The organism is Legionella nagasakiensis (assembly GCF_900639915.1).
GTDB lineage: Bacteria > Pseudomonadota > Gammaproteobacteria > Legionellales > Legionellaceae > Legionella_A > Legionella_A nagasakiensis.
In genome coordinates this window covers 179,441-204,786 of sequence record NZ_CAAAID010000003.1, presented here as the reverse complement: position 1 = coordinate 204,786, position 25,346 = coordinate 179,441, and the positions used below count along the sequence as shown (strand labels likewise).

The window sequence follows — 25,346 nt, the reverse complement described above, 5'->3', positions numbered from 1 at the left end:
ATGTCTATAACGGCGAAAGTTTTTGGGTGAGAAGCTATGCAGTGCCAATTGTTGAATTTGCAGAGATACCGATCAGAAAATATAGTCAAAATCAGAAACAGTAGGATATGGAAGGTTCAACTGAAAGTCGGATATTTAACTTGGGTTGAAATTAATAACAGGCAGTCCTTTGGGATGCTAACAGCCGTTAAGCGTTGTGTTTTTCCCATGGACTGTTTGTAGGTAGTGAGAGGGATTTAACAGGGCATGAGCTGCTTGCCCTGATATTTTATACAATGGTTGTGGATATAAACCAATAAAGAGGGTAAGTGTACCTAGTAAAAAAATAGGTGAATAAAGAAAAATACGATCCTTTGCGGAAATAGGCCTCATCGGATATTCTGCCGATTGCAAAAAAACATAACGCCAGATTTTGATCATGGAATATAAGGTGAAAAAGCCTACCAGAAGAGCAAGGAAGGCGCTTAGCCAAAATTTTGAGGTGAGAGCTGCATCCAATATAAGGTATTTGGCCCAGAACCCTGATAAGGGGGGGAGGCCTGCAAGAGAAAAAGCAGGGATAAAAAACAGAATGGTTAGCAGGGGTTTTTTCTGGAAAAAACCTCCCATTTGTCGTAAATCAGCATAACCGCTATAACGGGTTAAAAGTCCTGAAATAAGAAATAGATTAGTTTTAACTAAAATATGATGAATGATATAAAAAATGGCCGCTGTTAAGGCAAACGTTGTTCCTATAGCAATCCCCAAAGTCATATAACCGATTTGCGAAATGATATGAAAAGATAAAATACGGCGGATATGGAAATCGCTCATCGCACCAAAAACGCCTCCCAGCATAGTGAGGCAAGACAACGAAAGAAGAATAGGCATCAATGGCGAATGGGGAGAGAGAAACAGTGTTCCTATACGGATCAATGCATATACACCGACCTTTGTTAATAAGCCCGCCAAAAGCCCGCCGGCAGAGACGCTTGTTAAGTGATAAGAAACAGGCAGCCAAAAATAATAGGGAAATAAAGCTGATTTTATGGCAAAGGCTATGATTAGAAGGGTCAATATCGGCAGGTATGCGGCTGAATAAGTATGGGATTTTAATGCGAGCTGTGCCATATCCAGGGTATCGCTGAGGCCATAGAGAAAGCTAATTGACAAAAGCATGATTAAGGTTGCCAGTACATTTAAGGTAATGTAGTAAACCATCCCAGGTAAAATGTTTTCTCGCGTTAGTGTCATGATGACGGCGGATGAAATGATCATAACTTCAAACCAGACATATAAATTAAACAAATCAGCTGTAGAGAAAGAGCCTGTTACTCCGCTGATTAAGAACCAGAAGGCAGGGTAGAAGAACATTTTACTGTTAATGGTTGAATCACTCATGGAGTAAATTGAAACGGCAAGAACAGTAATGGCGGTAATCAATAACATAAGACAGGAGAAATCATCAAGAATGAAGGATATGGCGAAGCCGGCCGGATGGTTTCCCAGTCGAAAAAAGAGCAACCCTTTTTGCTGAACCAGCCAGTACAGATAAGCGGTAAAAAAAAGATAGAATATCGTTCCAAGTAGATGTATAAACCTTTGCAGGCCCTTATGACTAAAAAAAAGAAGTGTGAATAAAGCTGTGATTAGACAGCCTAGTAAAGGAGCGATGATCATGTTATCCATATTTGCCCTTTTTGTTTTTGCTGCCAGAGATGTTTTCCGGCTTATTTAATGGAAATTCATTATTTTTATAGAGCTTGCGCAAGAGAATCAGGAAAAAGATAATTAGGGCAAAAGAGATAACAATGGCGGTAAGAGCCATAGCTTGGGGTAAGGGATTGACGGATAGGGGCATATTACTGTTGGCAAAAGCAGGTTGGGATAAATAAATACGGCCAGACAGCAGGATATTAATGTTAATAATGGAGGAAAAAAGAATCAAACCATACAATAATCGACCGAGTTGCCGGCTCATTAACAGATATGAGGCTACAGAAGTAAGTATTCCCGTCATGACTATAAGTAAATTCATTCAGGTCTCTCCAATCCTTCTAATACAGCTAATATAGAAAAACAAACAACCAGATAAACACCAACATCGAACAATAAGGGAGAGTTTAGCCAAGCGGTTGTTTTTAGCCATATCCCAGTTAAAAAAGCTTTGCCTGCCAAAATTCCCCAAAGGCCACTCAATAAAAGTAAAAACAAGCCTGAGCTTAGCCAAATTAAGGGTTGAAATCGAATAATAGTTAATAGGCGTTGTCTGCCATAAGCGAGTAAATACAGGGAACAAGCGGATGCTGCAAGTAGCCCGCCGATAAAACCGCCTCCTGCTGCATTATGGCCACGCAATAGGAGCCAGAGGGAAAAAAGCAGCATCCATCCCAGCAAGAGACGGGAAATGGTTTGTAAGATCAAAGAGTTCACCGACTTTCCCCTGAGTGGTATCGTTGTAAAAGCAGAATGCCTATTGCGGCAATTAGTATCACAATGGTTTCGCCCAATGTATCCAGTGCACGGAAATCCACCAAGATGACATTGACTACGTTACGGCCGTGTCCTACAGGAAGGCTATTATTCATAAAGTATCGTCCAACGGTATTGTTAAACGGCTCTCTTAATATGACATTTAATATAAGGGTTATAAATAAGCCAAAAATGATAGCTATGCCCCCTTTTAACCATCGTTGCCGGTTGGTTTCATGTTCAATATCAGGCCACTGAGTTAACCCGGATAAACTGAAAACAATTAAGATAACCATTAATGTTTCGACGAGTGCCTGTGTCATGGCCAAGTCAGGAGCTCCTTGAACAATAAAGAAAAAGGCTAATCCGAGACCAAATGCACTTAGGGCTATCAAGCCGTTAATGAACTTGCGTACAAACAGTAAAGCAATTGCTGAAAGTATCAGCCATAAAATAATAACAATGAAAAGAAACTCTGTTCTACCTGGGTTGAAATTCCACTGTAGGGAAAGTGGGTAAATGAAAATTGTAAGGCATATGGTTAAAAATATTATAGATATGTATTGACTTAAACTTCCTTTTTGCCACCAAGAAGTCCATCCTTGAGCAGTTTTCACGCTCATGTTTAAAAGAAACTGCAAAGCTTTTTGTGGAATAAGCCAGCGCAATATGTTCAACTTGATCAGTCGCTCGCGCAAGGAATGACGGTTAAAATAGAGAAGTATTGCTCCAGTTAATGTTAATACGCTAAGCAATAAAGAAGGGGTTAAGCCTGTGCCCGCTGGTGCAAGCACAATACTTTCTCTCCGTCCAAGGATGGTTTCAGCGGCAGGAGAAAGAACAAAACGATCTAATGTTTCAGTAAAAATACTTAAAAATAAAGTAATAATCGCTACCAGCAATGCATTAACGGACATGTTAACGTTAGCTTCCTTGACATTTAATGGATACTGCTTGCCCCAGAAGGGATTGATGATGAGGATAAAAGCAGTCGCAGCCATCATCATGTTGGCCATAACAACAATGAAGCTAAGAATGTACGCGGCCATGGGCGCTGACAGGCTGGCTTCATAAACCAGTTCTTTAACATAAAATCCCAATAGGGGAGGTAAGCCGGCCATGGAGGCGGAGGCAATCAGCACGGCGAGAAAAGTTACAGGCATGGCTCGGTGCAATCCTCCCAGCTTTTTCAAATGGCGTGTTCCTGTTTGATGCTGAATGTCGCCCACGGCCATAAATAACGTGGCTTTATATAAACCATGTACCAGTAAAAAGCTAACCGCCGCCTTGATAGTAACCTCATAAGTACTGGCCAAGAGGAATACGAGAGAACCCAAAGCAATGACAGTGGTATAAGCAAGCATTAATTTCATGTCAAATTGTTTAAACGCTGCTAATGCGCTCGTCAACATGGTTATGCCGCCTATAGTTGTCAGGCTGACAAACCATAAAAAGGTTTCTCCAAACAAGGGATGAAAACGTCCCAACAGATAGATGCCTAATTGAACCATAGTAGCAGAATGCAGATAGGCGCTCACCGGTGTGGGCGCTTTCATGGCGCCTGGCAACCAGAAGCTGAAAGGAAATTGTGCTGACTTGGTAAATACAGCAATTAAAAACAGAATTAAAATCCAGGGAAAGTAGGAAGAATTATTAATTAAAGCCACGTCTTTTATGAGGGCAGATATTTGATGCATTCCGGTGAGCTGATTTATTAAAATGAAAGCAGTTAGAAGGCAAGAGCCTCCTAACACAGTTATAAATAATGCTTCAATAGCGGATTTTCTTGCCGTACGTTTCGCATGATTTAGACCAATCAATAAAAAAGAGCAGACAGTTGTTATTTCCCAAAATATAAATAATGTTATCATGTCATCTGCCAGAACGGCTCCTGTCATGGACATCATGAACATAAATAATAAAAAATAATAGCGCCCCAAATAAGGGTTTTCTTCGAAGTATGGTTTACTATAAATGGTGATCGGCACGCCGATCCCACTAATTAATAACAAGAAAAGCTGGCTTAGACCGTCTAGACAAAAGGAAAAATGGATGTTTAAGGCGTCAAACCAGGAAATCTGCAAATAAGCAATTTCACCATTGATGAGATGTTTGCTGTTCATTAAGGTAATGAAAAACATGAGAAAAGGAATAAGGGCCAAGAACCAACCCAGGCTGTTGTTGTGAATTTTATGCGCAATGACAGGAGAGAGGAAGGCTGCTAATAATGGTAATAGAAGAAGAGAAGCTATCATCATGAGTTTACAGCAATCTTTGGTTGGGCCTCATTAGCAGCATCTTTATTTTCAGAAAAAGAACATATTATTGCTGACATAAACTTCCAGTGTCTTAAATGGTTTTAAAATTTTATTTCATAGCTTAATAAACAGCAATCAATTCATAACTTTACATCATTCATTGATGTCTGCAGCTGGTCTGAGGGTTTCTACATCATGAGGTTTGACCATGATTTTTATTATAATATCTGTAGTGTTGATTCCTTTGACAGTTACTGCTGTGATAGGATGGGGAGCTTGAGCAATAAAGTAAATAGAACAGGTTTTTCCTGGTTTAACATTCTTACAATTTTTAGCATTCTGTTTGACGTCTTTCCAGTCTTTCGGTAAATCGGCTTTTATTTGCCTTGCCGTTATAGTATCGGAGTAATTGGTCACTGTTAATTTAACTGGGGTAGCGCTGGCTGAGTGCAGGGTAAGAGCTTGTGGCTGCGTCCCAATGACGGCGGTTTCTGCTTTGGTGAAAGTGATATTCAGGCTGTCCTTGTGGCTGGGTTGAGCGCAGAATGGTGTTCTTGGTTTGATATCTATCGATTTGGTCGTTTCACAAACCAGGGGGCCGTGTGTAATTTTTTGGCCAATTTTCTCTCCTTTTATGATTAAATTTAATAGACATTTTTGGCCTGGTTGCAAAGTGAAGGAATCTGAGCAGGCAAGAAGTCCTGTAGTGTCCTGTTTGATGCTTTTTTGAGAAATCAGCGCCAGGGTTACTGTATTTTCGCCAAGATTTTTAACCATATATTGAGCATTGGCTTCCGTATTGATATGAACTAATAAAGGAGCTTTAATAGTGGGCAACAGACTTATTTTTTCATTTTTTGCATAAGTGACTTCGATGCTGAATGGAAATATAAATGCAAAAATGATGAATACCCACATTGTTTTTATATTCATAAGACATTCCTTGTTAAATTTTGCATAATATAAAATTGGTTTGTATTTATTTATAGGCCTTTACAGGCGAGACAAATCCTTGTGGTTTTAAGGCTAATAATGAACAATCAATTTTTTGCAGGATATTTTCTGCTGTATTGCCAATGATAAAGCCGCTAATTCCTGTACGTGCAACGGTTCCCATGACCAGGATATCGATTTTTTTATTTTCAATTTCACTTGGAATAATCTGCTCTGGACGGCCTTTAAGCTGAATGAGCTTATAATCACCGTTGATTGCTGCTTCTTGAATATGTTTTTCCAGCTCCCGTTTGTGGGCCTTTTTTTCCTCATTAAGTAAATGGTTGATTTCTTCAGAGGTTATATTTAGCCAGGGATTTCCTTTTACGTAAACTTCCAGAGTAAAATCCCAGCATGAGATAATGTTTAGTTTTCCAGTATAAAGTGTGGCAAGGAAATGAGAAAGCTGTAAAAGTTCAATAGTAAGATCGTGTCCGGCCTGTTCTTCAGTGAACGGATCAATGGCTACAGCTATATTCAGTTTGTTGTAATTGTGTTTTGACGGGCGATGAAGAAATAAGGCGCACGGACATTTTCGTAACAATGCCATATCCAATGCTTTAAAGCCTTTTGTATTATCTTCCACTTCTATTTCTTTTATTAAAAGGTCGTGAGAATGACGCAACACATGGCGTATAATTCGAATGTCCGGAGTTTTTGCCGATTCTAGATGAACAGTGATATCAGGTTTTTTATTGTCCAGATTTAATTCTGACTTTACTTTCCTTATATATTCATTCATTCGCTCAATGAGTGAATCCTGATAGGATTTCATATAATTCTGCAGGTTTTTGGGAAAGTCCGGGTAGATAATAAGAACATTTAAGGCGGATTTATTCTCTGCAGCCAGCTGGATGGTTTTTTTTAAGATTTCTGTTTCATCATTGATGCCATGACTTACAAACAATATATTGTGAAATTGCCTCATGCCTTAAATCACTCCTAATCATCATGACGTTAATGTTAATTGTAATACAATTTGTCGTTTAATTCTTTTGAAATTTTTAAACAGCAGGAGTACATTGAACGGCTGGTATGGAATGATATGATTATATAAGGAGATAAAAAATGTCTAGAGCAGGTAGTTATTTGATTCGATTTTTTTATCTGCTGTTTTTTGTGGTGTTCGTTATTTATGAAATTATAATTGCCAGTTTTCGTGTCTCGAGATCCGTTTTGTTGCCCCGATATAAGTGGCAGCCAGCCTTGATAGATTTTCCTTTGAGCTGTACAAAAAATACCCAGATAACTTTTCTGGCAAACGTCGTTTCATTAACGCCTGGAACTTTGGCACTAGAAATATCAGCTGATCAAAAAAACATGTTATTGCATATCATGTTTTTTTCAAATAAACAACATTTGATAGAAAGAATAAAACAGAAATTTGAACAACCCATTATGGAGATTTGGCCGTGAGTATTCTATTCTGGTTGTCTTGTTTGTTTGTTGTTCTAGCAATGTTTTTTTGTTTTGCGCGCATGGTTATAGGACCTGATTTGTCAGATCGAGTGGTGGCTATTGATTTGTTGACAAATATCCTAATAGCTTTTGTTATTCTATTCAGTTTGTACAAGCATGAAACGATATATGTTGACTTTGTTATTATTGTAGGGTTAGTTATGTTCTTAAGCATTTCCATGTACGCTCATTATCTGGAAAAAAAATCAGGGATTGTTTCTGAAAATAGCCAAGGAAAATAGCATGTGGAGTAATCTCTTTTTATTGGTTGGAGCAATGTTTATATTGATTGCAGCGTTGGGGATTATGCGCATGCCCGATTTGTTTTTAAGAATGCATGCCGCTGCAAAGGCAGGTACACTTGGGGTCAGTTTAATGTTGGTTGCTGAAGCGCTCTATTTTTCTACCTGGCTAGTAACTTTAAAAGTAAGCATGGCAATAGTTTTCATGTTTTTATCGGCACCGGTTGGTTTTCATTTGATCGGACGGGCCAGTTATCGGCAGAATGTTGCTTTCGATCAAGCCACAAAAAAAGAAGAGAGGACTGAGATTTATAAGTAACAGAAGTTCTGTGAAAGTCTTGGTTTTTTGCTCCGATTTGCATAGTTTATGGATTTCCTGCCACCATTCATTACTGCAGGGCAGCGCCGTTCTTGAGCATGGTTAGTCGCAAAAAAAGAAAGCCAGCTCAGTGCTTCAGCAATAGATATATAAAAAATATATGAATAAGGATATTTTATGAATTGGCTATTGTTATTGCATATCTCAGCAATGCTATGTTGGTGCGGCGCATTGATTTATTTACCGGCTCTTATATTTGGTACAGCTGCCCAAAAAATTCATCTTCAAGAGAAAAACCAGGCCGGCCTTCTTAGAATGGTTTTTAATTTGATTCTTACCCCTGCGGCCTTGATGACCATTGTATCAGGAACACTTGTCTTTATTAAAATGAGAATTTTTACTGTTTGGTTAATGCTCAAATTAACTCTAGTTGTCGGTTTGGTGATATGCCATGTATTCAATGGCTGGTTAATATTAAGAATGGAAGAGCGGTTGCCAAGATATTTGAGTGTTCTTTGTTTTTTTTGCGGCATTTTTTCCATTGTTTTGATTTTGGCTATTATTTGGCTGGTGTTGGCAAAACCACATCTGGAGGTTCTATTATGACAAGTGGTTGTACCAAGCCAGTGCAGGCATACCAATGTTCAGGATTTTATTTTAACGCCTACACCATACTCATAGACAAGCTGTCCGCCCATGATGCTTGTAAGGAAAATCAAAAAAGCTGTCAGCAGAGACATGTATGTTCCGGCAGGAAAAATATTGATGACAGGATCAGGTATACGCAGCATCCAGTTAAATGTTGCCAAAGAGAGCATCATAATCGCAAATATAGCATGACACCAACCGCTAATCAGGCGGCGGATACGGTAAACAGTTATCAGATCAATCAGGCCAATCAAGCCCGAAACAGCTCCGGCTGTTGTACCGACAGCGGCCAGCCAGACACCTGCCCTCGCCCAGAAAAAATCTTTTGTGTAAAGGTAAGTAAAATCTGTCGCAATCAAGCCAAGCAACGCGGCCACAGGAAAATGGATCAACATTGGATGGATAGGATGTCCGGCAATAGACATTCGACTTATAATAGGTTCTCGAGACATTTTAATTCCAATCATTTTATAAAATGTAATAATTTCATTAAGAGATTACCAGCGCTTTCGTCAATATTCATTCTTTTTTTGCTCAACGCTTGTAAAGGGGCGCAATCTACACTTGATCCCGCCGGCCCGGCAGCCCTTTCTGTTGCTAGATTATGGTGGGGGATGTTTATATTTTTTAGCCTAGTGTTCATAGCGATTATAATTTTATGGTTCTATGCGTTGCGGCCTCGTGATAAGGAAGCAAACAAGCGCCAGGTTGAGCGATTAAGCTGTTATTTAATTATAGGTGGAGGCATTCTGTTGCCGGGTATTACTATTTTTGTATTGCTTCTTTTTGGCATTCCCATAGGGCACAGAATGCTGCCCTTGCCTAGCAATGATCAGCAAGTTATGCATATCGATGTTATAGGGCATCAGTGGTTTTGGGAAATTCGTTATCCTGATGCGGGAGTAACTTTGTTCAATGAACTACATTTGCCGCAGGCAAAGCCGATTGATATTCATGCTACGAGTCATGATGTAATTCATTCTTTTTGGGTGCCACGCTTAAATGGCAAGATTGATATGATTCCCGGACATATCAATATCTTGCGAATTCAAGCGGGAAAGACTGGGCATTTTCGTGGTCAGTGCGCAGAATTTTGCGGGGAATCGCATGCACGCATGCTGCTTGACGTTGAAGTTCATTCCCCTGATGATTTTGAAGCCTGGTTGCAATTGCAGAAAAATTCCACCATCTCAAATCATCTAAACACACTAGGATAACAATGGTTTTTAGGAATGGATTTAAATGAATAATATCAGTGATGTAGATCAGCTGCATAAACATGGTGAATTTAACAAAGTTTGGGGTAATCCAAGAGGGTGGCGTGCGTTCACAATTGTTAATCATACAACCATCGGTATCCGTTTCATGTCGACAGCAGCCGTTTTTTTTCTGATAGGCGGCTTGCTGGCAATGATTATACGTGCTCAACTGGCCTTGCCTAAACAGAATATTGTTTCTCCTGATCTTTATAATCAGACCTTTACTATGCACGGTACTGTCATGATGTTTCTTTTTGCTGTGCCAATGATGGAAGGATTAGCGATTTATTTGGTTCCAAAGATGATAGGTTCAAGGGATCTTGTTTTTCCTCGTGTAAGTGTTTTAGGGTATTTTTGTTTTTTATTTGGAGGTTTATTTTTAATCAGCAGCTTTGTTCTGGGTATTGCTCCTAATACTGGATGGTTCATGTATACTCCTTTAACCAGTGAAACTTATTCTCCTGGGAAAAATGCCGATTTTTGGTTGCTGGGCGTGACTTTTGTGGAAATTTCCGCCATTGTTACTGGAATTGAATTGGTAGTTTCCATTATTCGGACACGTACTTCCAAAATGGCATTACATCAAATGCCGCTTTATTGCTGGTATGTTCTGGTTATGGCGTTAATGATTGTTTTTGGTTTTCCTCCTCTGATTCTTGGCAGCATCTTACTTGAGCTTGAAAGGGCGGCGAACATGCCTTTTTTTGATATCAGCCGTGGTGGAGATTCGATCCTTTGGCAACATTTATTCTGGTTATTTGGCCATCCTGATGTTTACATTATTTTTTTGCCAGCGGCAGGCATTGTGTCAACGATTATTCCTGTTTTTGCCAGGCGTGCCATGCTCGGTTATCGCTGGATTGTTCTGTCTGTAATAACGATGGGCTTTATCAGTTTCGGCGTGTGGGTGCATCATATGTTTACGGTAGGAATACCTAAACTGGCGCAGGCTTTTTTTTCAGTAGCTAGCATGCTGGTGGCCATTCCGACAGGCATCCAATTATTTGCTTGGCTGGCTACCCTTATGGCCGGACGTCCGGTTTTTCGGATCCCTATGCTTTGGATTACCGGTTTTTTAATTGTTTTTGTTGCCGGAGGGTTAACCGGTGTTATGTTGGCGCTGGTTCCTTTTGACTGGCAGATGCATGATACCCATTTTGTGGTCGCGCACCTTCATTACGTTACGATAGGCAGCATGTTTTTCCCTCTGGTTGCCGGTCTTTATTATTGGATGCCGCATTTTTCTGGCCGTATGCCCTCGGAGTTTCTTGCCAAATGGGGATTTTGGTTGACGTTTATTGGCTTCAATGTGGCTTTTTTAGTCATGCATTGGACAGGGCTGTTAGGCATGCCTCGACGTATTTATACCTATAATGCCAATCTAGGCTGGGATTGGCCGAATCTGATTTCATCGGTAGGATCTTTCATAATGGCTGCAGGTATTGCAACAATTCTGCTTGATTTGTTTATTCATTTTCGCTTTGGCCGTCCTTGCGGTGTCAATCCTTGGAATGCGGATACTCTGGAATGGGCGACAGGTACGCCGCCCAATCCTTACAATTTTATCAGTCTGCCACAATGCTCCAGTCGTCATCCTTTGTGGGAGAAGCCGGATCTTCAACAAACCATTGCCGAAGGCAGGCATGCGCTGGCCGTGGCCAGCCATGGCCGCCGTGAAACTTGGGGGACAGATCCGGTGACAGGCAGCATACGCGAGGTGATTCATTTACCGGGGAATACTTGGCTGCCGTTTTTGGTTTCATTATCTCTGCTAGTGATTTTTATTTCTTTGCTTTTACGCACCTATTTTCTTTCTAGTGTTGCTTTTGTCTTTTTTCTCATCTTCGTATTGCGTTGGTCTTGGGAAAATGGTGCCCATCCCAAGGCTGCACCGGATGCTAAAACAACGCCTGGCGATCCTCCTTTGCATTCACGCACCTTTGACGGGCCTGGTTTATGGGGCATGGCGATTAGTTTGTTGGCCAATGCAGCATTGTTTATGTCGCTGCTATTTGGTTGGTTTTACTTGTGGACAGTCGCACCGCATTGGCAGATACCTGAGCAGGCGCTTTTTTCCAAGATTGGATTATTTAACAATGGGTTGCTTTTAACTATAACTGTTTTCTGGTTTAACCGGGTTATAAAACGTGTGCGCGGGCGTGAAGTTAAATTTCTGCAAGTTAACCTTTGGTTGGTTGGTTTTTTGGGTTTTATACAATCTGCCACCCTATTATGGTTGTTGATAGATGCCGGTTTAAAACCTACCTCTTCAGCTTATGATGCAGTTATTACGGTGATGTTTTCATATCTAATGGTGCATAGTATTTTGGCAGCAATGATGACGTTGATATTAGCTTTGCGTGTAGCCTATGGTTATATTGGCAAAAAAGCCTTGTATGAGCCGATTGTAGTTGAGCGATGGTGGTTTTATACGTTGTCTATTTTTTGGATTACCTATGCTGTTGTAGTTTTATTTCCTATATCCTGGGGAGGATGATGCCATTTTCTGCCCATCCCATACATTTAGTGCTCGGTTTGATTATATGGAGCCTCTGGTTTGTGCTTATGTACAGTATTTTGTCCATTTCCTGTGCCACATATCTGCAGCCATACGGTTCATTAAGCTGGATAAAAATTGTTCTTTTATGTCTTACCTTACTCACGTTTTTAGTATTGATGTATTTTGTCTATGGTTGTTGGCAGATTTGTCAGCACTCCAAGTCAAAAAATATTGTCCGTTTTATGATCTGGCTCAGCTTGGGAGGTTATCTGGTAGCAATGGCTGCAACGTTTAGTATAGGTATGATGGTTTTGTTTTTTCCACCATGCTTATGACATTGTTATGTAATTTGATTGCCAGCAACAAGGAAGGTATCGTGTTATGAACAAGGAAGTCTCTATATTATGTCTTATATGCTTGAGCGCAATCATTCCCTCTTGGGCGTTTGCTCATGATCCATTTGCTCCCGCTGACGGACAATCACAACTGCCGGCTATGATAAGCGCAGTACTGCTCTTGCTCATCTGGATGCTTTATATGCTGGGTTCCTGGAGATTTTGGCCGGGGTTTAAAAGATGCTTCCTCTTCCAGCTGGCAGTACTTATCATGATAGGAACCATTTTTGGTCCTTTGGATGAATGGGCAGAAACGAATACGGCGGCACATATGACGCAGCATATGTCCATGATGGTTGTGATTACGCCTTTATGGGTGTTATCTCAACCGTTACCGCAATTGTCAATAGCCAGTGGACGGTTGGCAGTCTGGTTTTTCTTGCCTTTTTTCCGTCTGCTTCATTATCCAATGCTGGCGGCTGCTTTGCATGCAGTAATGATTTGGTTCTGGCATGCGCCAAAACCTTATCTTCTTGCTCTTGAAAATCCCTGGTGGCATGTCGTTGAACATGCCTGTTTCATCGTCACTGCTGGCCTATTTTGGTGGGCGGTGATGCGTAGTACTCTCTATACGGCAGCGAAATCTTTTCTTGCCTTACTTTTTACTTTAATGCATACCGGTTTTCTTGGCGCTTTATTAACGTTTTCCCATATTTCTCTGTACGGCCACCACCGCTCGCTTCAAAGCCAGCAGCTTGCTGGTTTGATCATGTGGGTAGCAGGCAGTATACCGTATCTGCTAGCAGTTTTCTGGTGTGGCCAACGTTGGTTTAAGCAGACTCCTAAGTAAGTTTTCCATAAAATATCAAAGGCATGTTGTATACGCCTTTGTATCCAACCTTCTTAACTCGGCAATCACGCAATCCTAAATTTAATGGAGGTATTGACGATATCGTAAATTTGAATTGCCCTGGATTATCAATAAACAAGGCTGGCATGGTGGACTGTATCGTGATTATAATACAAGTGGCAGGCGTTTATTTAGCATAGGAAGTGCTTATCATGATGCAAAAAAATAAAATTGAATGGTTGATGAAAGGGTTTCGTGTGGTATTTAAAACATGGCATATTACTTTGCAAGCCATCGCAACTTTTGCTTCGGATAGTCGATTTCCTTCCGGCTGTCGGGAAATAGACAATTCTCGATTGCAAGATTAGATTATTCATCGCTTGTCCCATCGAGAAAATAATCTATATTTTTTTCACAAACTGAGATTTTAATTTCATAGCACCTATTCCATCAATTTTACAATCAATATTATGATCGCCACTAACCAACCTGATGTTTCTGACTTTAGTTCCCACTTTTACAGTGGATGAAGAGCCTTTCACTTTTAAATCTTTTATGACCTGGACTGTATCACCATCCTGAAGTCTATTTCCATTGACATCTTTAATGATCTCATCGGTTATATCTTCGCCGGCGTTTTTCGTCCATTCATACGCACACTCAGGGCAAATAAAAATTCCACCATCCTCATAAGCATAAACAGAATGACATTTAGGGCAGGTTGGTATGTGGCTCATAACTTTTAACTCCTCAACTGGGGTATATTAGTTAAATAACAAATATGTTGCAAAACAGTTTGTCCTAAAATAGATAAAGCGTATCCGCCTTCCAAGACAGAAATAAGACGTCCAGGGCAATGTTTATCAGCAATTTGTTTGATTTTTTTAGTGATCCAACCATAGTCCTCATCGTCTAACTGAAGATTTGCCATGATGTCTTCACGATGGCCATCAAATCCGGCAGAAATAAATATCATGTCAGGTTTAAATGTATGAATTTTCTCCAACCATTGTTCTTGAACTTGATGACGGAATTCTTTACTTCCTGTGCCGGCCGGTAATGGAACAGGAAGCATGTTATCTTGTTTGGTTGATAATTCAGGATAAGGGTAAAAGGGATGTTGAAACGATGAACAAAGCAGGATGTGTTTATTGCCTCGAAAAATGTCTTCTGTGCCATTAGCATGATGAACATCAAAATCGATGATGGCTATTCGCTTTAGTTCATAATGGGCCAAAGCGTAGGCGGCACCAACCGCAATATTATTAAAGAAACAAAAACCCATCGCTCGGCTTCTTTCGGCATGATGCCCTGGCGGCCTTACATTACAAAATGCTGCATCACAGGTTTTATTCATCACTAAATCCACAGCCATGATAACGCTGCCAGCAGCGCGTAAGACAGCTTGCAAGGTATATTGATTCATCCAGGTGTCTGGATCAAGCTGTATTATGTGCTCGCCTGGATTTATATCAAAAAGATAATCAATATAGTGCTGGTCATGGACTCGTAACAAATCTTTCTGTTTAGCGAGAGGCGCTTCATAATAATGAATATGTTCTTCCAGCTTGGATTGTTTTACAGCCTCAGCAATGACTCTGACTCGCTCCGGACATTCAGGGTGAGATTTACCCATATCATGTAAAAGGCAGTCTGGATGGGAGATGAATGCTAACATGAGCTAATTGTACCGTACGTTTATAACGAAGCAGGTGCAGCCGTTGCGACAGCAGCCTCGCAAGATTCTGGCGGTGAGCTTGGTGTTTGTTGGGGCGGTGTGAAAACCAGTATACCAGAAGCAGCCGCTTTGCGAATGCTGGGCGCAGTTTCTTTAGGAGCAAATTCTGATACACGGCGGGCACAATCATCCATCTTTTCACGCCAGATAGAATCAGCCTTTAATTGATCTCGGGCTGCCAAAATAGGTGGGGCCAGTTGCATCCAGAGTTCTTCCTCTGTGGAGGAAAAACCTGCCAAGCTTGCCAATAGTTTATCCTGTAGATTATAAGCGATGTCCAATTGCCGGCGAAGCTGTGTTATTTTTTCTTCTAACAGCTCCGTTGAACGTGTAATGAGAATACGTTGTTGAGCTCTTATTGTCAGTAATTCTGGCGTTACAAAATCGGTGCAGGAAACTTGCTCACCGAGATCGATATCTGGATACTCTTGTGCCTTTTTGCTGGCTATATGAATCATATCAAGAATGGTTTGGCGATAATTGGGGTCGATGTTTCCCGTTCCTTGGATGGATTCATAGGGGGTAATGTCATCGCCGGCATAATGATTCAGACGCAAGGTCACGTTGGCGGGTAACAATTGAGGGTACGTTTTAAAAAATTGATGCAAATATTCCAGCAAGTCATCTGCTTCGTCACGACATTTCATTCCTTTATCATCGTAAAAATCAAATACAATTGGTTCGTCAGAATGTTTGTTAGCCATTTTATGGATTTGAGCATAGAGAATGGTAAGTTTGCTTAAATCAAATACCCATGAACTATGTTCTCCTGTATATTCTTTATCCATCGCACGAGCATAAGATGTTCCATCTGGCAGGTCACCACAAATGTCAGCAAGTAATAAGGGGTCAAATTCAATCCCAAGGTGATCGCATATAATGCTTATCTCAGGAAAGCAAGAGCCTTTAAATTCGGTTGTGCAAACTCGATCAATTTCGCAAGATTGACGGTTTGAGCCAATGAATGCCGTGATTTGTCTAAAGTCCTGATTTTCTGCCTTAATTCGCTCCAAAAAAGCTTGGTTATGAGTGATGATGTTTTTATTATCAGAAGGGGCATCGCAATAGGCTTCGTTAAAAAGACAGCCATCAAAATCAAACGATAGTACACGTACAGTCATAGATATCCTTATAGATGAAATGATTCAAAAAATACCAAAAAAGCAGTCTAAACATATAATAACTGGAGGGCAAGTATTATAAGTATTTCTCAATTCAAACAGCATTTAAATTTTACTCCACTCCCACAATGACAAGGATCATTACGACCAATTTAAGAGTTGTACGGAAATTTATCAATGTATTGTACAAGGATAGCGTATTATGTTGATTTAAAATTTAACGATGAAAAAAGCATAGGATAATTTTGGTGGGGTTAGGGTGAATAATTTAGACCATTGGGTTGCGTTGCAACCCAACCTACCTCTTGAGGGTCATCGGGGGCATTGAACACAATGCGCTCGTCAGCTCTACCACCTGTCCACGAAACGATTTTGGGTGTGCACATCATGGCCAAGGAGGTTTTGTCTGGTACGATCCCACCTTGGGGCAAGGCCAACAGCACCATTGGAATCCATACTAGGTAATGTCCCTAGAGTTGACCATTTATCATGTTTTTTACTCCAGTTAAGTTTGTTATCTCTTAACTGGTGTGTCCGAAGCCCATTAAACCACGTCACGCTGTATCTTTATTATCGCGATGACAGCGCTTTTAAAAAATTGTTAAACTTGAGCGTTATTGAAGAATGCTTCTATTCTTAATTAATAGAACGTACTGCATCAAATTCTTCTTCTAAATCAAAATCATGGGGTGGATAGAGTCCTGAAGCTGCTGCATTATAATTAGAGTAAAATAAAGTTGTATGGGATTGTTCTTCTTTATTTACTTGTTCTGATTCAGATTCTGAATATTGGTTTTGATTTATCATGATGGCTCCTTTTTGTCTCTCTGCTTATTAAGCATAGTGCAAAAAATAAAAATTGCATGCAGCGATGAAAGTCAGAATAAACCCTGGATAAATACTGGCAGGCTTGCATTGATTGACCTATAGTTATTAAAAGTCAATTAACTTAACAAATGGATAGAAAATTAAACAACTTATCTCTGGTACGACAATGGCGAATGTTGTTGGTATACAACATTTATCGCTTGGGGAGTGTTGTTGCATTGTTCGGCATATTCTTGCTGGACGCATACCATCGTTCGAATTGGATTTATCTTGGATCATTAGCTGCATACTTTATTTTTGGATTGATTTTTCTTTATTTATGGCATCGGCGATTTCCTCGACTTGAACAACAAGTTCTTTGGGCTGGAACCATTGACGTAATCGTTGTGGTCTTTTTAATTAATAAGATTGGTTATATCGAATCAGCGCTTGGTATTTTGTTATACGCTTATATTGCTGCGTTGAGCATTCTTGCACCAGGGCGCTTGGCTATTTATTTTGCGGCAATTGCCAGCTGCTTGTTATTGGCAATCAGTACGGCAAAATACATTCATGGAACTGAGCAAGATCTAAGTAGTTTTTTTTCTGCAGGAATTTATGGCGCAGGTTTTTTTGCAACGGCTTTAACGGCGTGGTACTTGGCAAGGCTCGTTCGTAGCAGTGAACATTTGGCACAAGATCGTGCCAAGGAATTAGCCAGCGTACATCGATTAAATGAATATATTGTTGAACGTTTACAATACGGCGTGATTTACGTGGATTCTAATAGGCAAATTAAGGTGATGAATAAAGCAGCGCGGCGGTTTTTAAGCCTTGCTGATAACCGGGGGCGTTCTACTTTAGAGGAAGTATCACCGCCTTTATATAAAAAATATTTACAATTTTTATCCAAAAAAAAAGCCAATGAACAATCTGCTCAGGCGACCATTAAGAAACCTTATTTGCAAGTTCATTTTTTTTCTGCATCCGATGCTGAGAAAACGGCTGTGTTGATCATTATTAATGACATGATAGACATCGCACAACAAGCCCAGCAATTAAAATTAGCATCTCTAGGACGTTTTTCTGCAAGTATTGCCCATGAATTGCGTAATCCTCTTGGAGCTATTTCTCACGCGATTCAATTGTTAGGGGAAGGAGACTATTTAAATGAAGAGGATAGTCGGCTAAAGCAGCTTATTCTTAAAAATTGTGAACGTATGAATCAAGTGATAAAAAATGTTTTACAAATATCCCGAAGGCAGCAATCCTCGCCCGAAGTGATAGAATTAACTGCATTTCTTCAACAATTTAAACATGAATTTTGTCTTATTAATCAATGTAATATTGTAATAAAATTGCTGAAAAATAAAACCAACGTTGTTTTTGATAAAAGTCAACTGGAGCAGATTTTAATTATTCTTTGTGATAATGCGATGCAACATGGGCGAGATGAAACAGGGGTAGTGACGATCACCATTACCGTTCAAGAGGACACACAACAAATAACACTCACTGTTTGCGACACGGGACCTGGCATCGCAAAAGAAATACGAAATAATATTTTTGATCCTTTTTTTAGCACACTGCAGAGTGGCAATGGCATGGGTTTATTCATTGCCAAGGATTTATGTGAAATCAATCAGGCACGTCTTAATTTACTTGAAAATGATCATGGTTGTTGTTTTAGCATTCATTTTAATCATGATAACGAGATAAAACTATGAGTAACGAAAAAGTGCTTATTATTGATGATGAGCCAGATATTTGCGAGTTATTGTCACTGACCTTAAAGCGTATGGGATTATCTTGTGATACGGCGGCAAGTTTTAAAGAAGGTATGATGTGTATAAATAAAAATAAGAATTATTTTCTAGTATTGACCGATATGCGTCTTCCTGATGGTCAGGGCTATGAAATTGTTCGTTATATACAGCAACACTTGCCACAACTGCCAGTCGCTGTGATTACTGCTTATGGAAATGTGGAGGGTGCCGTAAATACATTAAAAGCAGGGGCGTTTGATTATGTCTCTAAACCAATTGATTTAGCGATGCTGAAATCACTGGTGAATACAGCATTGCGTATGTATCATCGGCCAGAGCTACCTGATGAATTACTTTTGGGAAATAGTGATGTCATGCAAGCATTACGATTAAATGTTCGCAAATTGGCACGCAGCCAAGCACCTGTATTTATTCAGGGGGAATCAGGTGTTGGTAAGGAACTGGTGGCTCGTTTGATTCATGCCCATGGCCCAAGAAGCGAAAAACCGTTTATTGCAATTAATTGTGGAGCAATTCCTAGTGAATTAATGGAGTCAGAATTTTTTGGACATATAAAGGGAAGTTTTACGGGGGCATTTGCTGATAAACAAGGATTGTTTTTGGCTGCGGCTGGTGGAACTTTATTTCTTGATGAAGTGGCCGAGTTACCATTGGCCATGCAGGTGAAATTATTGCGTGCAATCCAGGAAAAAGCCGTCAAACCGATTGGAGAGTTAAGAGAAATACCAGTGGATGTTCGTATTTTAAGTGCAAGCAACAAGAATTTGCAGGATGAAATCACAGCAGGCCGCTTTCGCCAAGAATTATATTATCGAATCAATGTAATAGAATTGCGTGTCCCTGCTTTACAGGAACGCGTGTCTGACATTCCCTTGCTTGCTGATAATATTTTACAAAAACTTGCAAAAGAGCAAGAGAAAGAGTCTCCTATTTTATCTAAAGCAGCGATGCAGGCACTACAATCTTATTCTTTTCCTGGCAATGTACGTGAACTTGAGAATATTTTGGAGCGTGCTCTGACGCTATGTAATGGTGAGACCATTGAGGTAGATGATTTACAGCTTTCTCAAGCACTACAGAGACCTCTGTCATTGACGTTAGAATCCCTTGATCTTGCGAAAACGCTGCAAGCGCATGAAAAAGAATTAATTTTACACGCTCTGGAAAAAACAAAATGGAATCGTACCGCAGCAGCACGGCTACTGGGAGTCAGTTTTCGTACTTTACGTTATCGCTTAAAAAAACTTGGTCTTGATTAGAGGGGAGAAGAGAAAGGCAATGAAATTCTAACTAAAAGGCCGCCTTCTTTGCGATTTTTTGCTTGAATTTCACCCTGATGCAGTTTGATGGCTTGTTGGGCGATGGCCAATCCTAATCCGAACCCTCCTGTTTTTTTTTCTCTTGACGTATCAACACGGTAAAAGGGGTAAAAAATATTGGTTAATTGGCTTTCCGGAACACCGGGACCATGGTCTTTGATATCAATATAGACGCTTTTTTCTTGAGGATTGATTTTTAGAGAAACTAACACAGGGTCTTGGGGAGAGGAGTGACGTAAAGCATTACGTAGAATGTTTTCAATGGCGCGATGAATGAAGCGTTTATCGACTGCCAATGTGCAGGGATCTATATGTTGTTTGATAACGCGGGGGTGTTCACCGGGAAATTCATAATTTGCATCTTGAATGATTTGATCGAGTAATTCATGCAAATGCACTGCAGAGCGTTTGACCGAATTGGTTGATTTTTCAAGTCGAGCGTATTCTAGTATTTCGCCAATCAGGGTGTTTAGACGACAGCATTCCAATTCCATACGGTTAAACTCATCATCCGCAAGATGGTTTGTTTTTTTACGACCAAGCTCAATGGCTAGATTCAAGCGGGCAAGCGGTGATCGTAATTCGTGGGAAATATCCTGCAGTAACCGTTCTTTTGATTTAACAAGAGTTTCGAGTTGCTCAGCCATACGATCAAATTCATCACTGAGTTTGGCTATTTCATCCTTATGATGTCCAATAAAAGAACCGACTCGTGTGCTTAATTTTCCCGTAGCAATGGATTTAGCGGCAAGTTGTAAAGAATGCAAAGGTTGGGTTAAATAAACGGAAAGTAAATAACAGATAAGGCCGCTAATAAAAATCGCAATGAGTAAACGGATGGTCAAACCTGCCCAGGGTATTTGGACAAAATGCGCAAGTGGCTTTTCGCTCACCGCCGCAAGCCGATAAGCAATCCCTGACGTTGATAGAATTTCATGGCTGACAAACAGATTACCAGATTTTAGGATTCCTTCGTCTAATTGATCGTATTCCAGATTTTTAGCCACTTTTTTAACAATATCCGGAGGATTCTGATCACTAATAATCTCTCCCTTACTGGTTAATAAGTAAAGATTCATATGTTGATTCAGACCTGATTTTTTTAGCCATTGGATTAAGGCTTGGTGGTGTCCAGATTCAAAGGTAGCAACCGCTGCATTTGCGTAACTATCCATAAAAACTTGTTCTCTGGCGGGAATGGATGATTTTTTAGCGATTTCACTGGTTATCCATGCAATGGTTAGAATGATAAGAATGGTTGCCAACCAGAAGGAAAAGAAAATTTTCCAATATAAACTACGCATTAAATAAATAACCAAAGCCGCGTACGGTTTTGACCCAATCGTCACCTTGAGGATTGTGGCCAAGTTTATTACGCAAATTGCTGATGTGTACATCAATGCTACGGTCATAAGCCGTGTACTTACGGCCTAGAGCATATTCGGTTAATTCTTCTTTAGAGAATGCTTGCCCTGGTGATTTTATAAGCATTTCCAAAATATTAAACTCAGCATTGGTTAATTCTAATAGAGCGCCATTGATTGATGCAGTGCGTTTTGAACAATCAACCCGAATATTTTCATGTTCAATAATGGGGCGATGTACCGGGTATTTCTGGGTGCGTCGTAAGATAGCTCGCAAACGTGCTATCAATTCGCGGGGATTACATGGTTTCGCCAGATAATCGTCAGCACCAATCTCAAGCCCGACAATACGATCAATGTCATCACCGCGTGCCGTTAACATTAATACTGGCGTATCCAGATGTTCACGAATGGTTTTTAATACTTCAAAGCCATTAAGTTTGGGTAGCATCACATCAAGGATCATGGCATCAAAGGGCTGATTCAGCGCTTTTTTAATAGCAGTTTCACCATCATGAACACAAGTAATGCTGAATCCCTCAGGCTCCATGTATTGTTTAAGAAGATCGGTTAGTTCTGTATCATCATCAATAATTAGAATTTTATTATTCATCACCCGATTTCCTTTAAGAATGGCTGTTTGTTTCGTCGGTCAAAACACTCAAGAAGCTTAATCCGTCTAGCATCGGCATTTAGAATTTTAAATTCGAATTGATCAATCGTAATGACTTCTCCGCGTTTGGGTAAGTAGCCGAAATTGGCCATCACAATACCGCCTATGGTGTCATAAGATTCATCACTGAAATTCGCGTGCAGTTGTTCATTAAATTCTTCGATAGGGGTATGTGCTTTTAAAATGTAATGGGCATCACCATGCGCTTTTATATAAGCTTCTTCATCGACGTCAAATTCATCTTCGATATCACCGATAATTTGTTCAATAATATCTTCAATAGTTACGAATCCAGCAACCGCGCCATATTCATCAACAACGATAGCCATATGATTACGATTGCTGCGAAATTCGCTTAAGAGGGAATCAAGCCGTTTACTTTCGGGAACAAAGGTTACCTGTCTGGCAATATCGAGCAAATCAAATGGTATATTTTGCTGAACTTGAAAACGCAAGAGATCTTTAGCATGAAGGATTCCAACAACGTCATCTTTGCTGTCACCAGTCACTGGGAAACGAGAATGCCCTGATTGGGTAACAATATCTATGATTTTATGTAATTCAGCATCTTGAGGGATACAAGTCATCTGCTTTTTGGGAAGCATAATATCACGGACTTTCATTTGAGAAAATAAAATTACTCCCTCAATCATGGCAAGTGTTTCAGCGTCAATTAAGGCACGAATTTGGGCATCTCGCAGCAAGCTTATTAATTGTTCTTTATTTTGTGGTTCAACCTGTAAAAATTGTTTTAATCGCATGAACCAATTGGTGTCTTCTTCTTTACTCAATTTCATTTCCCTCTGTTTTATATGGATTCTCAAAACCGAGCTTGGCAAGTAATTCAATTTCAAGTGCTTGCATGATGTTTGTGTCTTCTTCGTTTATATGGTCATACCCTAGCAAATGAAGTACGCCATGGATCACAATGTGTGCGCAATGCGCTGTTAATGGTTTATTTTGTATTAGACTTTCCTCTTTTAAAACGGCAGGGCAAATAATTACATCACCAAGCAGGGGGTATTCTAATTCAATGGTTTGAGGGAGATTGACGGGAAAAGCGAGCACGTTGGTTGCCTTATTTTTATGACGATACGTGTGATTTAAATGGGTCATTTCCTCTGAGTCGACAAATCTTAAAGTGAGTTCAGCAGAATCTTTATGTGGCTTGAGAGGGAGTACTGCCCACTGAGTTAAGGTTTCATCAGCTACCGGAAGAGGTTCATCACAAGCGTGTTGAATATCAATATGATAACTCATTTTTTATAATCCTTTATTTCCTCATCATAGCGGTCAATAATTTTTGAAACCAACGGATGTCGTACAATTTCGCGACTGGTGAACGTATGAATGGCAATGCCTTCAGTGGCTTTAAATAAGTGTACGGCATTAGCGAGACCTGAGTCTGTGCCTTTGGGTAAATCGACTTGAGTCATATCTCCCGTGACGACTGATCTAGAACCAAAACCAATACGAGTCAAGAACATTTTCATCTGCATCAAGGTGGTGTTTTGTGCCTCATCCAAAATGATAAATGCTTCATTCAGTGTTCGGCCACGCATGAATGCTAAGGGTAAGATTTCAATGACATCGCTTTGAATTAATTTCTGTGCTTCTTTGAAACCTATCATTTCGTACAAGGCATCGTATATAGGCCTTAGGTAGGGAAGGACTTTTTCTACCAAATCTCCGGGGAGGAAGCCCAATTTTTCTCCTGCTTCCACGGCAGGACGAACAAAGACTAGCCGTTGAACTTCACCTTTTTCAAAATATTCTATTGCCTTGGCTACTGCAAGATAGGTTTTCCCTGTGCCGGCTGGACCTACGGCAAAAGTCAGATCATGTTGGTCAATGCTATTTAGATAGTCCATTTGTTTGGCATTACGTGGTTTAATAATTTTACGGTTTAATTTAACTTGATTGGTCATCTCAGTTTGGTATTCCTCCTGATTCAGTAATGACATAATGGTCTGTGTACTAATGGGTTGATCGGCATAGGTGTGTAATTTAACCAGCATTTTTTTTGCCCGATGAATGTTACGGGCTGAAAAACCCCTTAGAGCGATGCCGTTTTGTTGGGGCCTGATGGTGACCTCGTAGATTTTTTCCAGCATTTTGATGTTTTGATGCAAAGAACCACACAAGTTGGCTAGTTCAAGTGCGCTAAAGGCAGGTGATATCAGTGAATCGTCAAAAAATGTACTGCTCAAAGTGTTATTAAAGTAGATTAATATACCATAAGGATAGTGCATGGACTGGAGGTTAGGCAAGTAAATCTGCATGAAGTATACTTCACAGATCACATTTTCGTTTTTTTAAAAAATACGGTAATACAAAAAGTGGGGTATAATTGCTTTTTTAAATGATTTTATTCTGTATATGATTGATTTGCATTGCCATAGCTATTTTTCTGATGGTGCTTTAAGTCCTGCCGATATACTCAAAAGAGCTATGGAGGCTGGTATTAAAACGTTGGCATTGACTGATCATGATACAATGGCAGGGCTTGTTCCTTTGCATGCTGCTGTTGAAAACAATGGAAGTGATATTACCATTATCAATGGCATTGAGCTTAGTGTTCGTTGGAAAAAATACGACATTCATATTATTGGCTTAAACGTTTCTACGGAAGAATCCGTACTAAATAACTTGATTAAACAACAACAGAAAAGCCGTACGGTAAGGGCTTTGAAAATTGCAGAACGTTTGGAAAAGCAGGGGGTATGTGATGCTTATAATAAAGCGTGTGCTGTGGCAGGACATGACCGGCTGACTAGACCTCATTTTGCTCAGGTTTTATTGAATGAGGGATTAACAAAGGATATTCAAAGCGGATTTAAGCGTTATTTGGCACGTGGCCGCAGCGCTTATGTGCCAACGCCATGGATAACGATTGAAGAAGCCGTTACGGGTATTATGCAAGCAGGAGGCGAGGCGGTCATTGCTCATCCACTTAAGTATTCATTGACTCGCACAAAACTGCATGAGTTAATCATTGCATTTAAAATGGCAGGTGGTATTGGCATGGAGGTTGTGTCAGGGGATATGACACTTGCACAGCTCAATGAGCTTGCTTTGCTTTGTGAGCGTTTTGATTTGTTGGCTTCCACTGGATCCGATTTTCATCGCGATGACTTATCCCGTACGGCGCTTGGCCGACAATCGAAATTACCGTTAAACTGTAAGCCCATATGGCATCAATGGACTATTTAACCGGGGATATT

General features: G+C 40.1%; 29 protein-coding genes. 11 read left to right on the top strand and 18 right to left on the bottom strand.

Annotation, left to right across the window (positions count from 1 at the left end; genetic code table 11):
* Window positions 1-177: 177 nt before the first annotated feature.
* From E1O52_RS03915 to E1O52_RS03890, 6 genes are all read right to left on the bottom strand, one after another.
* Window positions 178-1,668, bottom strand: coding sequence for a proton-conducting transporter transmembrane domain-containing protein (locus tag E1O52_RS03915; RefSeq protein WP_133127395.1), 1,491 nt, complete (start codon window positions 1,666-1,668; stop codon window positions 178-180).
* The gene (locus tag E1O52_RS03910; RefSeq protein WP_133127394.1) at window positions 1,661-2,017 is read right to left on the bottom strand and encodes a sodium:proton antiporter; all 357 of its coding nucleotides are present in this window, start codon (window positions 2,015-2,017) and stop codon (window positions 1,661-1,663) included. The genes E1O52_RS03915 and E1O52_RS03910 overlap by 8 nt, the downstream gene beginning before the upstream one ends.
* Complete coding sequence (locus E1O52_RS03905) at window positions 2,014-2,412, bottom strand: MnhB domain-containing protein (protein WP_133127393.1); 399 nt, start codon at window positions 2,410-2,412, stop codon at window positions 2,014-2,016. The genes E1O52_RS03910 and E1O52_RS03905 overlap by 4 nt, the downstream gene beginning before the upstream one ends.
* On the bottom strand, window positions 2,409-4,709 hold the full coding sequence (gene mbhE / locus E1O52_RS03900) for a hydrogen gas-evolving membrane-bound hydrogenase subunit E (RefSeq protein WP_242602147.1): 2,301 nt from the start codon (window positions 4,707-4,709) through the stop codon (window positions 2,409-2,411). Before mbhE ends, E1O52_RS03905 begins: the two co-directional genes overlap by 4 nt.
* Before the next feature lie 153 nt (window positions 4,710-4,862).
* Window positions 4,863-5,642, bottom strand: a complete 780-nt coding sequence (locus E1O52_RS03895) for a COG1470 family protein (RefSeq protein WP_133127392.1) — start codon at window positions 5,640-5,642, stop codon at window positions 4,863-4,865.
* A 46-nt stretch (window positions 5,643-5,688) separates the two neighbouring features.
* On the bottom strand, window positions 5,689-6,630 hold the full coding sequence (locus E1O52_RS03890; RefSeq protein WP_133127391.1) for a universal stress protein: 942 nt from the start codon (window positions 6,628-6,630) through the stop codon (window positions 5,689-5,691).
* A 140-nt stretch (window positions 6,631-6,770) separates the two neighbouring features.
* On the opposite strand from E1O52_RS03890, the gene E1O52_RS13455 reads away from it, so the two are divergent.
* The 4 genes from E1O52_RS13455 to E1O52_RS03870 all read left to right on the top strand — a co-directional run bounded on the left by E1O52_RS13455 (window position 6,771) and on the right by E1O52_RS03870 (window position 8,327).
* Window positions 6,771-7,118, top strand: a complete 348-nt coding sequence (locus E1O52_RS13455; RefSeq protein WP_133127390.1) for a Na+/H+ antiporter subunit E — start codon at window positions 6,771-6,773, stop codon at window positions 7,116-7,118.
* Window positions 7,115-7,402: an MrpF/PhaF family protein gene (locus tag E1O52_RS03880; protein WP_133127389.1), complete on the top strand. Its 288-nt coding sequence runs from the start codon at window positions 7,115-7,117 to the stop codon at window positions 7,400-7,402. Before E1O52_RS13455 ends, E1O52_RS03880 begins: the two co-directional genes overlap by 4 nt.
* A 1-nt stretch (window position 7,403) precedes the next feature.
* Entirely contained in the window at window positions 7,404-7,721 is a 318-nt protein-coding gene (mnhG, locus tag E1O52_RS03875) for a monovalent cation/H(+) antiporter subunit G (RefSeq protein ID WP_133127388.1), read from the top strand.
* Between the two features lie 177 nt (window positions 7,722-7,898).
* Window positions 7,899-8,327, top strand: coding sequence for a CopD family protein (locus E1O52_RS03870; protein ID WP_133127387.1), 429 nt, complete (start codon window positions 7,899-7,901; stop codon window positions 8,325-8,327).
* Window positions 8,328-8,365: 38 nt separating this feature from the next.
* On the opposite strand, the gene E1O52_RS03865 is transcribed toward E1O52_RS03870, so the two are convergent.
* Complete coding sequence (locus tag E1O52_RS03865; protein ID WP_133127386.1) at window positions 8,366-8,821, bottom strand: DUF2231 domain-containing protein; 456 nt, start codon at window positions 8,819-8,821, stop codon at window positions 8,366-8,368.
* On the opposite strand from E1O52_RS03865, the gene coxB reads away from it, so the two are divergent.
* From coxB to E1O52_RS13140, 4 genes are all read left to right on the top strand, one after another.
* Window positions 8,753-9,586, top strand: coding sequence for a cytochrome c oxidase subunit II (coxB, locus tag E1O52_RS03860; protein ID WP_133127385.1), 834 nt, complete (start codon window positions 8,753-8,755; stop codon window positions 9,584-9,586). The two genes, E1O52_RS03865 and coxB, sit on opposite strands and share 69 nt — an antisense overlap.
* A gap of 25 nt (window positions 9,587-9,611) precedes the next feature.
* The gene (gene ctaD / locus E1O52_RS03855; RefSeq protein WP_133127384.1) at window positions 9,612-12,125 is read left to right on the top strand and encodes a cytochrome c oxidase subunit I; all 2,514 of its coding nucleotides are present in this window, start codon (window positions 9,612-9,614) and stop codon (window positions 12,123-12,125) included.
* 384 nt (window positions 12,126-12,509) lie between these two features.
* Window positions 12,510-13,313, top strand: a complete 804-nt coding sequence (locus tag E1O52_RS03850; RefSeq protein WP_133127383.1) for a cytochrome c oxidase assembly protein — start codon at window positions 12,510-12,512, stop codon at window positions 13,311-13,313.
* Between the two features lie 212 nt (window positions 13,314-13,525).
* A complete protein-coding gene (locus tag E1O52_RS13140) occupies window positions 13,526-13,681 on the top strand; it encodes a hypothetical protein (protein WP_165474696.1) in 156 nt (51 codons plus the stop codon).
* A 33-nt stretch (window positions 13,682-13,714) separates the two neighbouring features.
* Here the strand turns inward: E1O52_RS13140 and E1O52_RS03845 are convergent, their stop codons facing one another.
* From E1O52_RS03845 to E1O52_RS13135, 6 genes are all read right to left on the bottom strand, one after another.
* Window positions 13,715-14,050, bottom strand: a complete 336-nt coding sequence (locus tag E1O52_RS03845; protein WP_133127382.1) for a zinc ribbon domain-containing protein YjdM — start codon at window positions 14,048-14,050, stop codon at window positions 13,715-13,717.
* Window positions 14,051-14,055: 5 nt separating this feature from the next.
* Window positions 14,056-14,991 carry a histone deacetylase family protein gene (locus E1O52_RS03840; protein ID WP_133127381.1) on the bottom strand — a complete coding sequence of 312 codons (936 nt, stop codon included), beginning with the start codon at window positions 14,989-14,991 and terminating at the stop codon, window positions 14,056-14,058.
* A gap of 20 nt (window positions 14,992-15,011) precedes the next feature.
* Window positions 15,012-16,172: a hypothetical protein gene (locus E1O52_RS03835; RefSeq protein ID WP_133127380.1), complete on the bottom strand. Its 1,161-nt coding sequence runs from the start codon at window positions 16,170-16,172 to the stop codon at window positions 15,012-15,014.
* Window positions 16,173-16,261: 89 nt separating this feature from the next.
* Window positions 16,262-16,324: an SEC-C metal-binding domain-containing protein gene (locus E1O52_RS13450; protein ID WP_133127493.1), complete on the bottom strand. Its 63-nt coding sequence runs from the start codon at window positions 16,322-16,324 to the stop codon at window positions 16,262-16,264.
* 102 nt (window positions 16,325-16,426) lie between these two features.
* A complete protein-coding gene (locus E1O52_RS03825) occupies window positions 16,427-16,618 on the bottom strand; it encodes a hypothetical protein (protein ID WP_133127379.1) in 192 nt (63 codons plus the stop codon).
* 190 nt (window positions 16,619-16,808) lie between these two features.
* Window positions 16,809-16,979, bottom strand: coding sequence for a hypothetical protein (locus E1O52_RS13135; RefSeq protein WP_165474695.1), 171 nt, complete (start codon window positions 16,977-16,979; stop codon window positions 16,809-16,811).
* 149 nt (window positions 16,980-17,128) lie between these two features.
* Here E1O52_RS13135 and E1O52_RS03820 point away from each other — a divergent pair, with 149 nt between their 5' ends.
* Entirely contained in the window at window positions 17,129-18,706 is a 1,578-nt protein-coding gene (locus E1O52_RS03820) for a sensor histidine kinase (protein WP_133127378.1), read from the top strand.
* Complete coding sequence (locus E1O52_RS03815) at window positions 18,703-20,025, top strand: sigma-54-dependent transcriptional regulator (protein WP_133127377.1); 1,323 nt, start codon at window positions 18,703-18,705, stop codon at window positions 20,023-20,025. Before E1O52_RS03820 ends, E1O52_RS03815 begins: the two co-directional genes overlap by 4 nt.
* Here the strand turns inward: E1O52_RS03815 and cpxA are convergent.
* From cpxA to E1O52_RS03790, 5 genes are read right to left on the bottom strand one after another with little or no spacing between them, the layout of a single operon-like run.
* A complete protein-coding gene (gene cpxA / locus E1O52_RS03810) occupies window positions 20,022-21,389 on the bottom strand; it encodes a two-component system sensor histidine kinase CpxA (RefSeq protein ID WP_133127376.1) in 1,368 nt (455 codons plus the stop codon). The genes E1O52_RS03815 and cpxA overlap by 4 nt on opposite strands.
* Window positions 21,382-22,062 (bottom strand): two-component system response regulator CpxR, encoded by a 681-nt coding sequence (cpxR, locus tag E1O52_RS03805; RefSeq protein ID WP_133127375.1) that lies wholly within the window; start codon window positions 22,060-22,062, stop codon window positions 21,382-21,384. The genes cpxA and cpxR overlap by 8 nt, the downstream gene beginning before the upstream one ends.
* Window positions 22,062-22,919, bottom strand: a complete 858-nt coding sequence (locus tag E1O52_RS03800; RefSeq protein WP_207384171.1) for an HlyC/CorC family transporter — start codon at window positions 22,917-22,919, stop codon at window positions 22,062-22,064. The genes cpxR and E1O52_RS03800 overlap by 1 nt, the downstream gene beginning before the upstream one ends.
* A complete protein-coding gene (gene ybeY, locus E1O52_RS03795) occupies window positions 22,906-23,382 on the bottom strand; it encodes an rRNA maturation RNase YbeY (RefSeq protein WP_133127373.1) in 477 nt (158 codons plus the stop codon). The genes E1O52_RS03800 and ybeY overlap by 14 nt, the downstream gene beginning before the upstream one ends.
* Window positions 23,379-24,404, bottom strand: coding sequence for a PhoH family protein (locus E1O52_RS03790; protein WP_242602145.1), 1,026 nt, complete (start codon window positions 24,402-24,404; stop codon window positions 23,379-23,381). The genes ybeY and E1O52_RS03790 overlap by 4 nt, the downstream gene beginning before the upstream one ends.
* Before the next feature lie 97 nt (window positions 24,405-24,501).
* Here E1O52_RS03790 and E1O52_RS03785 point away from each other — a divergent pair, with 97 nt between their 5' ends.
* Window positions 24,502-25,335 (top strand): PHP domain-containing protein, encoded by an 834-nt coding sequence (locus E1O52_RS03785; RefSeq protein WP_133127372.1) that lies wholly within the window; start codon window positions 24,502-24,504, stop codon window positions 25,333-25,335.
* Window positions 25,336-25,346: the final 11 nt, after the last annotated feature.

Bases quoted from the DNA above. Each gene is read 5' to 3' on its own strand.
- ybeY (WP_133127373.1), bottom strand. From the start codon at position 23,382: ATGAGTTATCATATTGATATTCAACACGCTTGTGATGAACCTCTTCCG.
- E1O52_RS13140 (WP_165474696.1), top strand. From the start codon at position 13,526: ATGATGCAAAAAAATAAAATTGAATGGTTGATGAAAGGGTTTCGTGTG.
- mnhG (WP_133127388.1), top strand. From the start codon at position 7,404: ATGTGGAGTAATCTCTTTTTATTGGTTGGAGCAATGTTTATATTGATT.
- coxB (WP_133127385.1), top strand. From the start codon at position 8,753: ATGGATCAACATTGGATGGATAGGATGTCCGGCAATAGACATTCGACT.
- mbhE (WP_242602147.1), bottom strand. From the start codon at position 4,709: ATGATGATAGCTTCTCTTCTTCTATTACCATTATTAGCAGCCTTCCTC.
- cpxR (WP_133127375.1), bottom strand. From the start codon at position 22,062: ATGAATAATAAAATTCTAATTATTGATGATGATACAGAACTAACCGAT.
- E1O52_RS13135 (WP_165474695.1), bottom strand. From the start codon at position 16,979: ATGATAAATCAAAACCAATATTCAGAATCTGAATCAGAACAAGTAAAT.
- E1O52_RS03800 (WP_207384171.1), bottom strand. From the start codon at position 22,919: ATGAAATTGAGTAAAGAAGAAGACACCAATTGGTTCATGCGATTAAAA.
- E1O52_RS03850 (WP_133127383.1), top strand. From the start codon at position 12,510: ATGAACAAGGAAGTCTCTATATTATGTCTTATATGCTTGAGCGCAATC.
- E1O52_RS03820 (WP_133127378.1), top strand. From the start codon at position 17,129: ATGGATAGAAAATTAAACAACTTATCTCTGGTACGACAATGGCGAATG.
- E1O52_RS03910 (WP_133127394.1), bottom strand. From the start codon at position 2,017: ATGAATTTACTTATAGTCATGACGGGAATACTTACTTCTGTAGCCTCA.
- cpxA (WP_133127376.1), bottom strand. From the start codon at position 21,389: ATGCGTAGTTTATATTGGAAAATTTTCTTTTCCTTCTGGTTGGCAACC.
- E1O52_RS03785 (WP_133127372.1), top strand. From the start codon at position 24,502: ATGATTGATTTGCATTGCCATAGCTATTTTTCTGATGGTGCTTTAAGT.
- E1O52_RS03865 (WP_133127386.1), bottom strand. From the start codon at position 8,821: ATGTCTCGAGAACCTATTATAAGTCGAATGTCTATTGCCGGACATCCT.
- E1O52_RS03870 (WP_133127387.1), top strand. From the start codon at position 7,899: ATGAATTGGCTATTGTTATTGCATATCTCAGCAATGCTATGTTGGTGC.
- E1O52_RS03845 (WP_133127382.1), bottom strand. From the start codon at position 14,050: ATGAGCCACATACCAACCTGCCCTAAATGTCATTCTGTTTATGCTTAT.
- E1O52_RS03815 (WP_133127377.1), top strand. From the start codon at position 18,703: ATGAGTAACGAAAAAGTGCTTATTATTGATGATGAGCCAGATATTTGC.
- E1O52_RS03825 (WP_133127379.1), bottom strand. From the start codon at position 16,618: ATGGTGCTGTTGGCCTTGCCCCAAGGTGGGATCGTACCAGACAAAACC.
- E1O52_RS03890 (WP_133127391.1), bottom strand. From the start codon at position 6,630: ATGAGGCAATTTCACAATATATTGTTTGTAAGTCATGGCATCAATGAT.
- E1O52_RS03915 (WP_133127395.1), bottom strand. From the start codon at position 1,668: ATGGATAACATGATCATCGCTCCTTTACTAGGCTGTCTAATCACAGCT.
- E1O52_RS13455 (WP_133127390.1), top strand. From the start codon at position 6,771: ATGTCTAGAGCAGGTAGTTATTTGATTCGATTTTTTTATCTGCTGTTT.
- E1O52_RS03895 (WP_133127392.1), bottom strand. From the start codon at position 5,642: ATGAATATAAAAACAATGTGGGTATTCATCATTTTTGCATTTATATTT.
- E1O52_RS03840 (WP_133127381.1), bottom strand. From the start codon at position 14,991: ATGTTAGCATTCATCTCCCATCCAGACTGCCTTTTACATGATATGGGT.
- ctaD (WP_133127384.1), top strand. From the start codon at position 9,612: ATGAATAATATCAGTGATGTAGATCAGCTGCATAAACATGGTGAATTT.
- E1O52_RS03835 (WP_133127380.1), bottom strand. From the start codon at position 16,172: ATGACTGTACGTGTACTATCGTTTGATTTTGATGGCTGTCTTTTTAAC.
- E1O52_RS03790 (WP_242602145.1), bottom strand. From the start codon at position 24,404: ATGCAGATTTACTTGCCTAACCTCCAGTCCATGCACTATCCTTATGGT.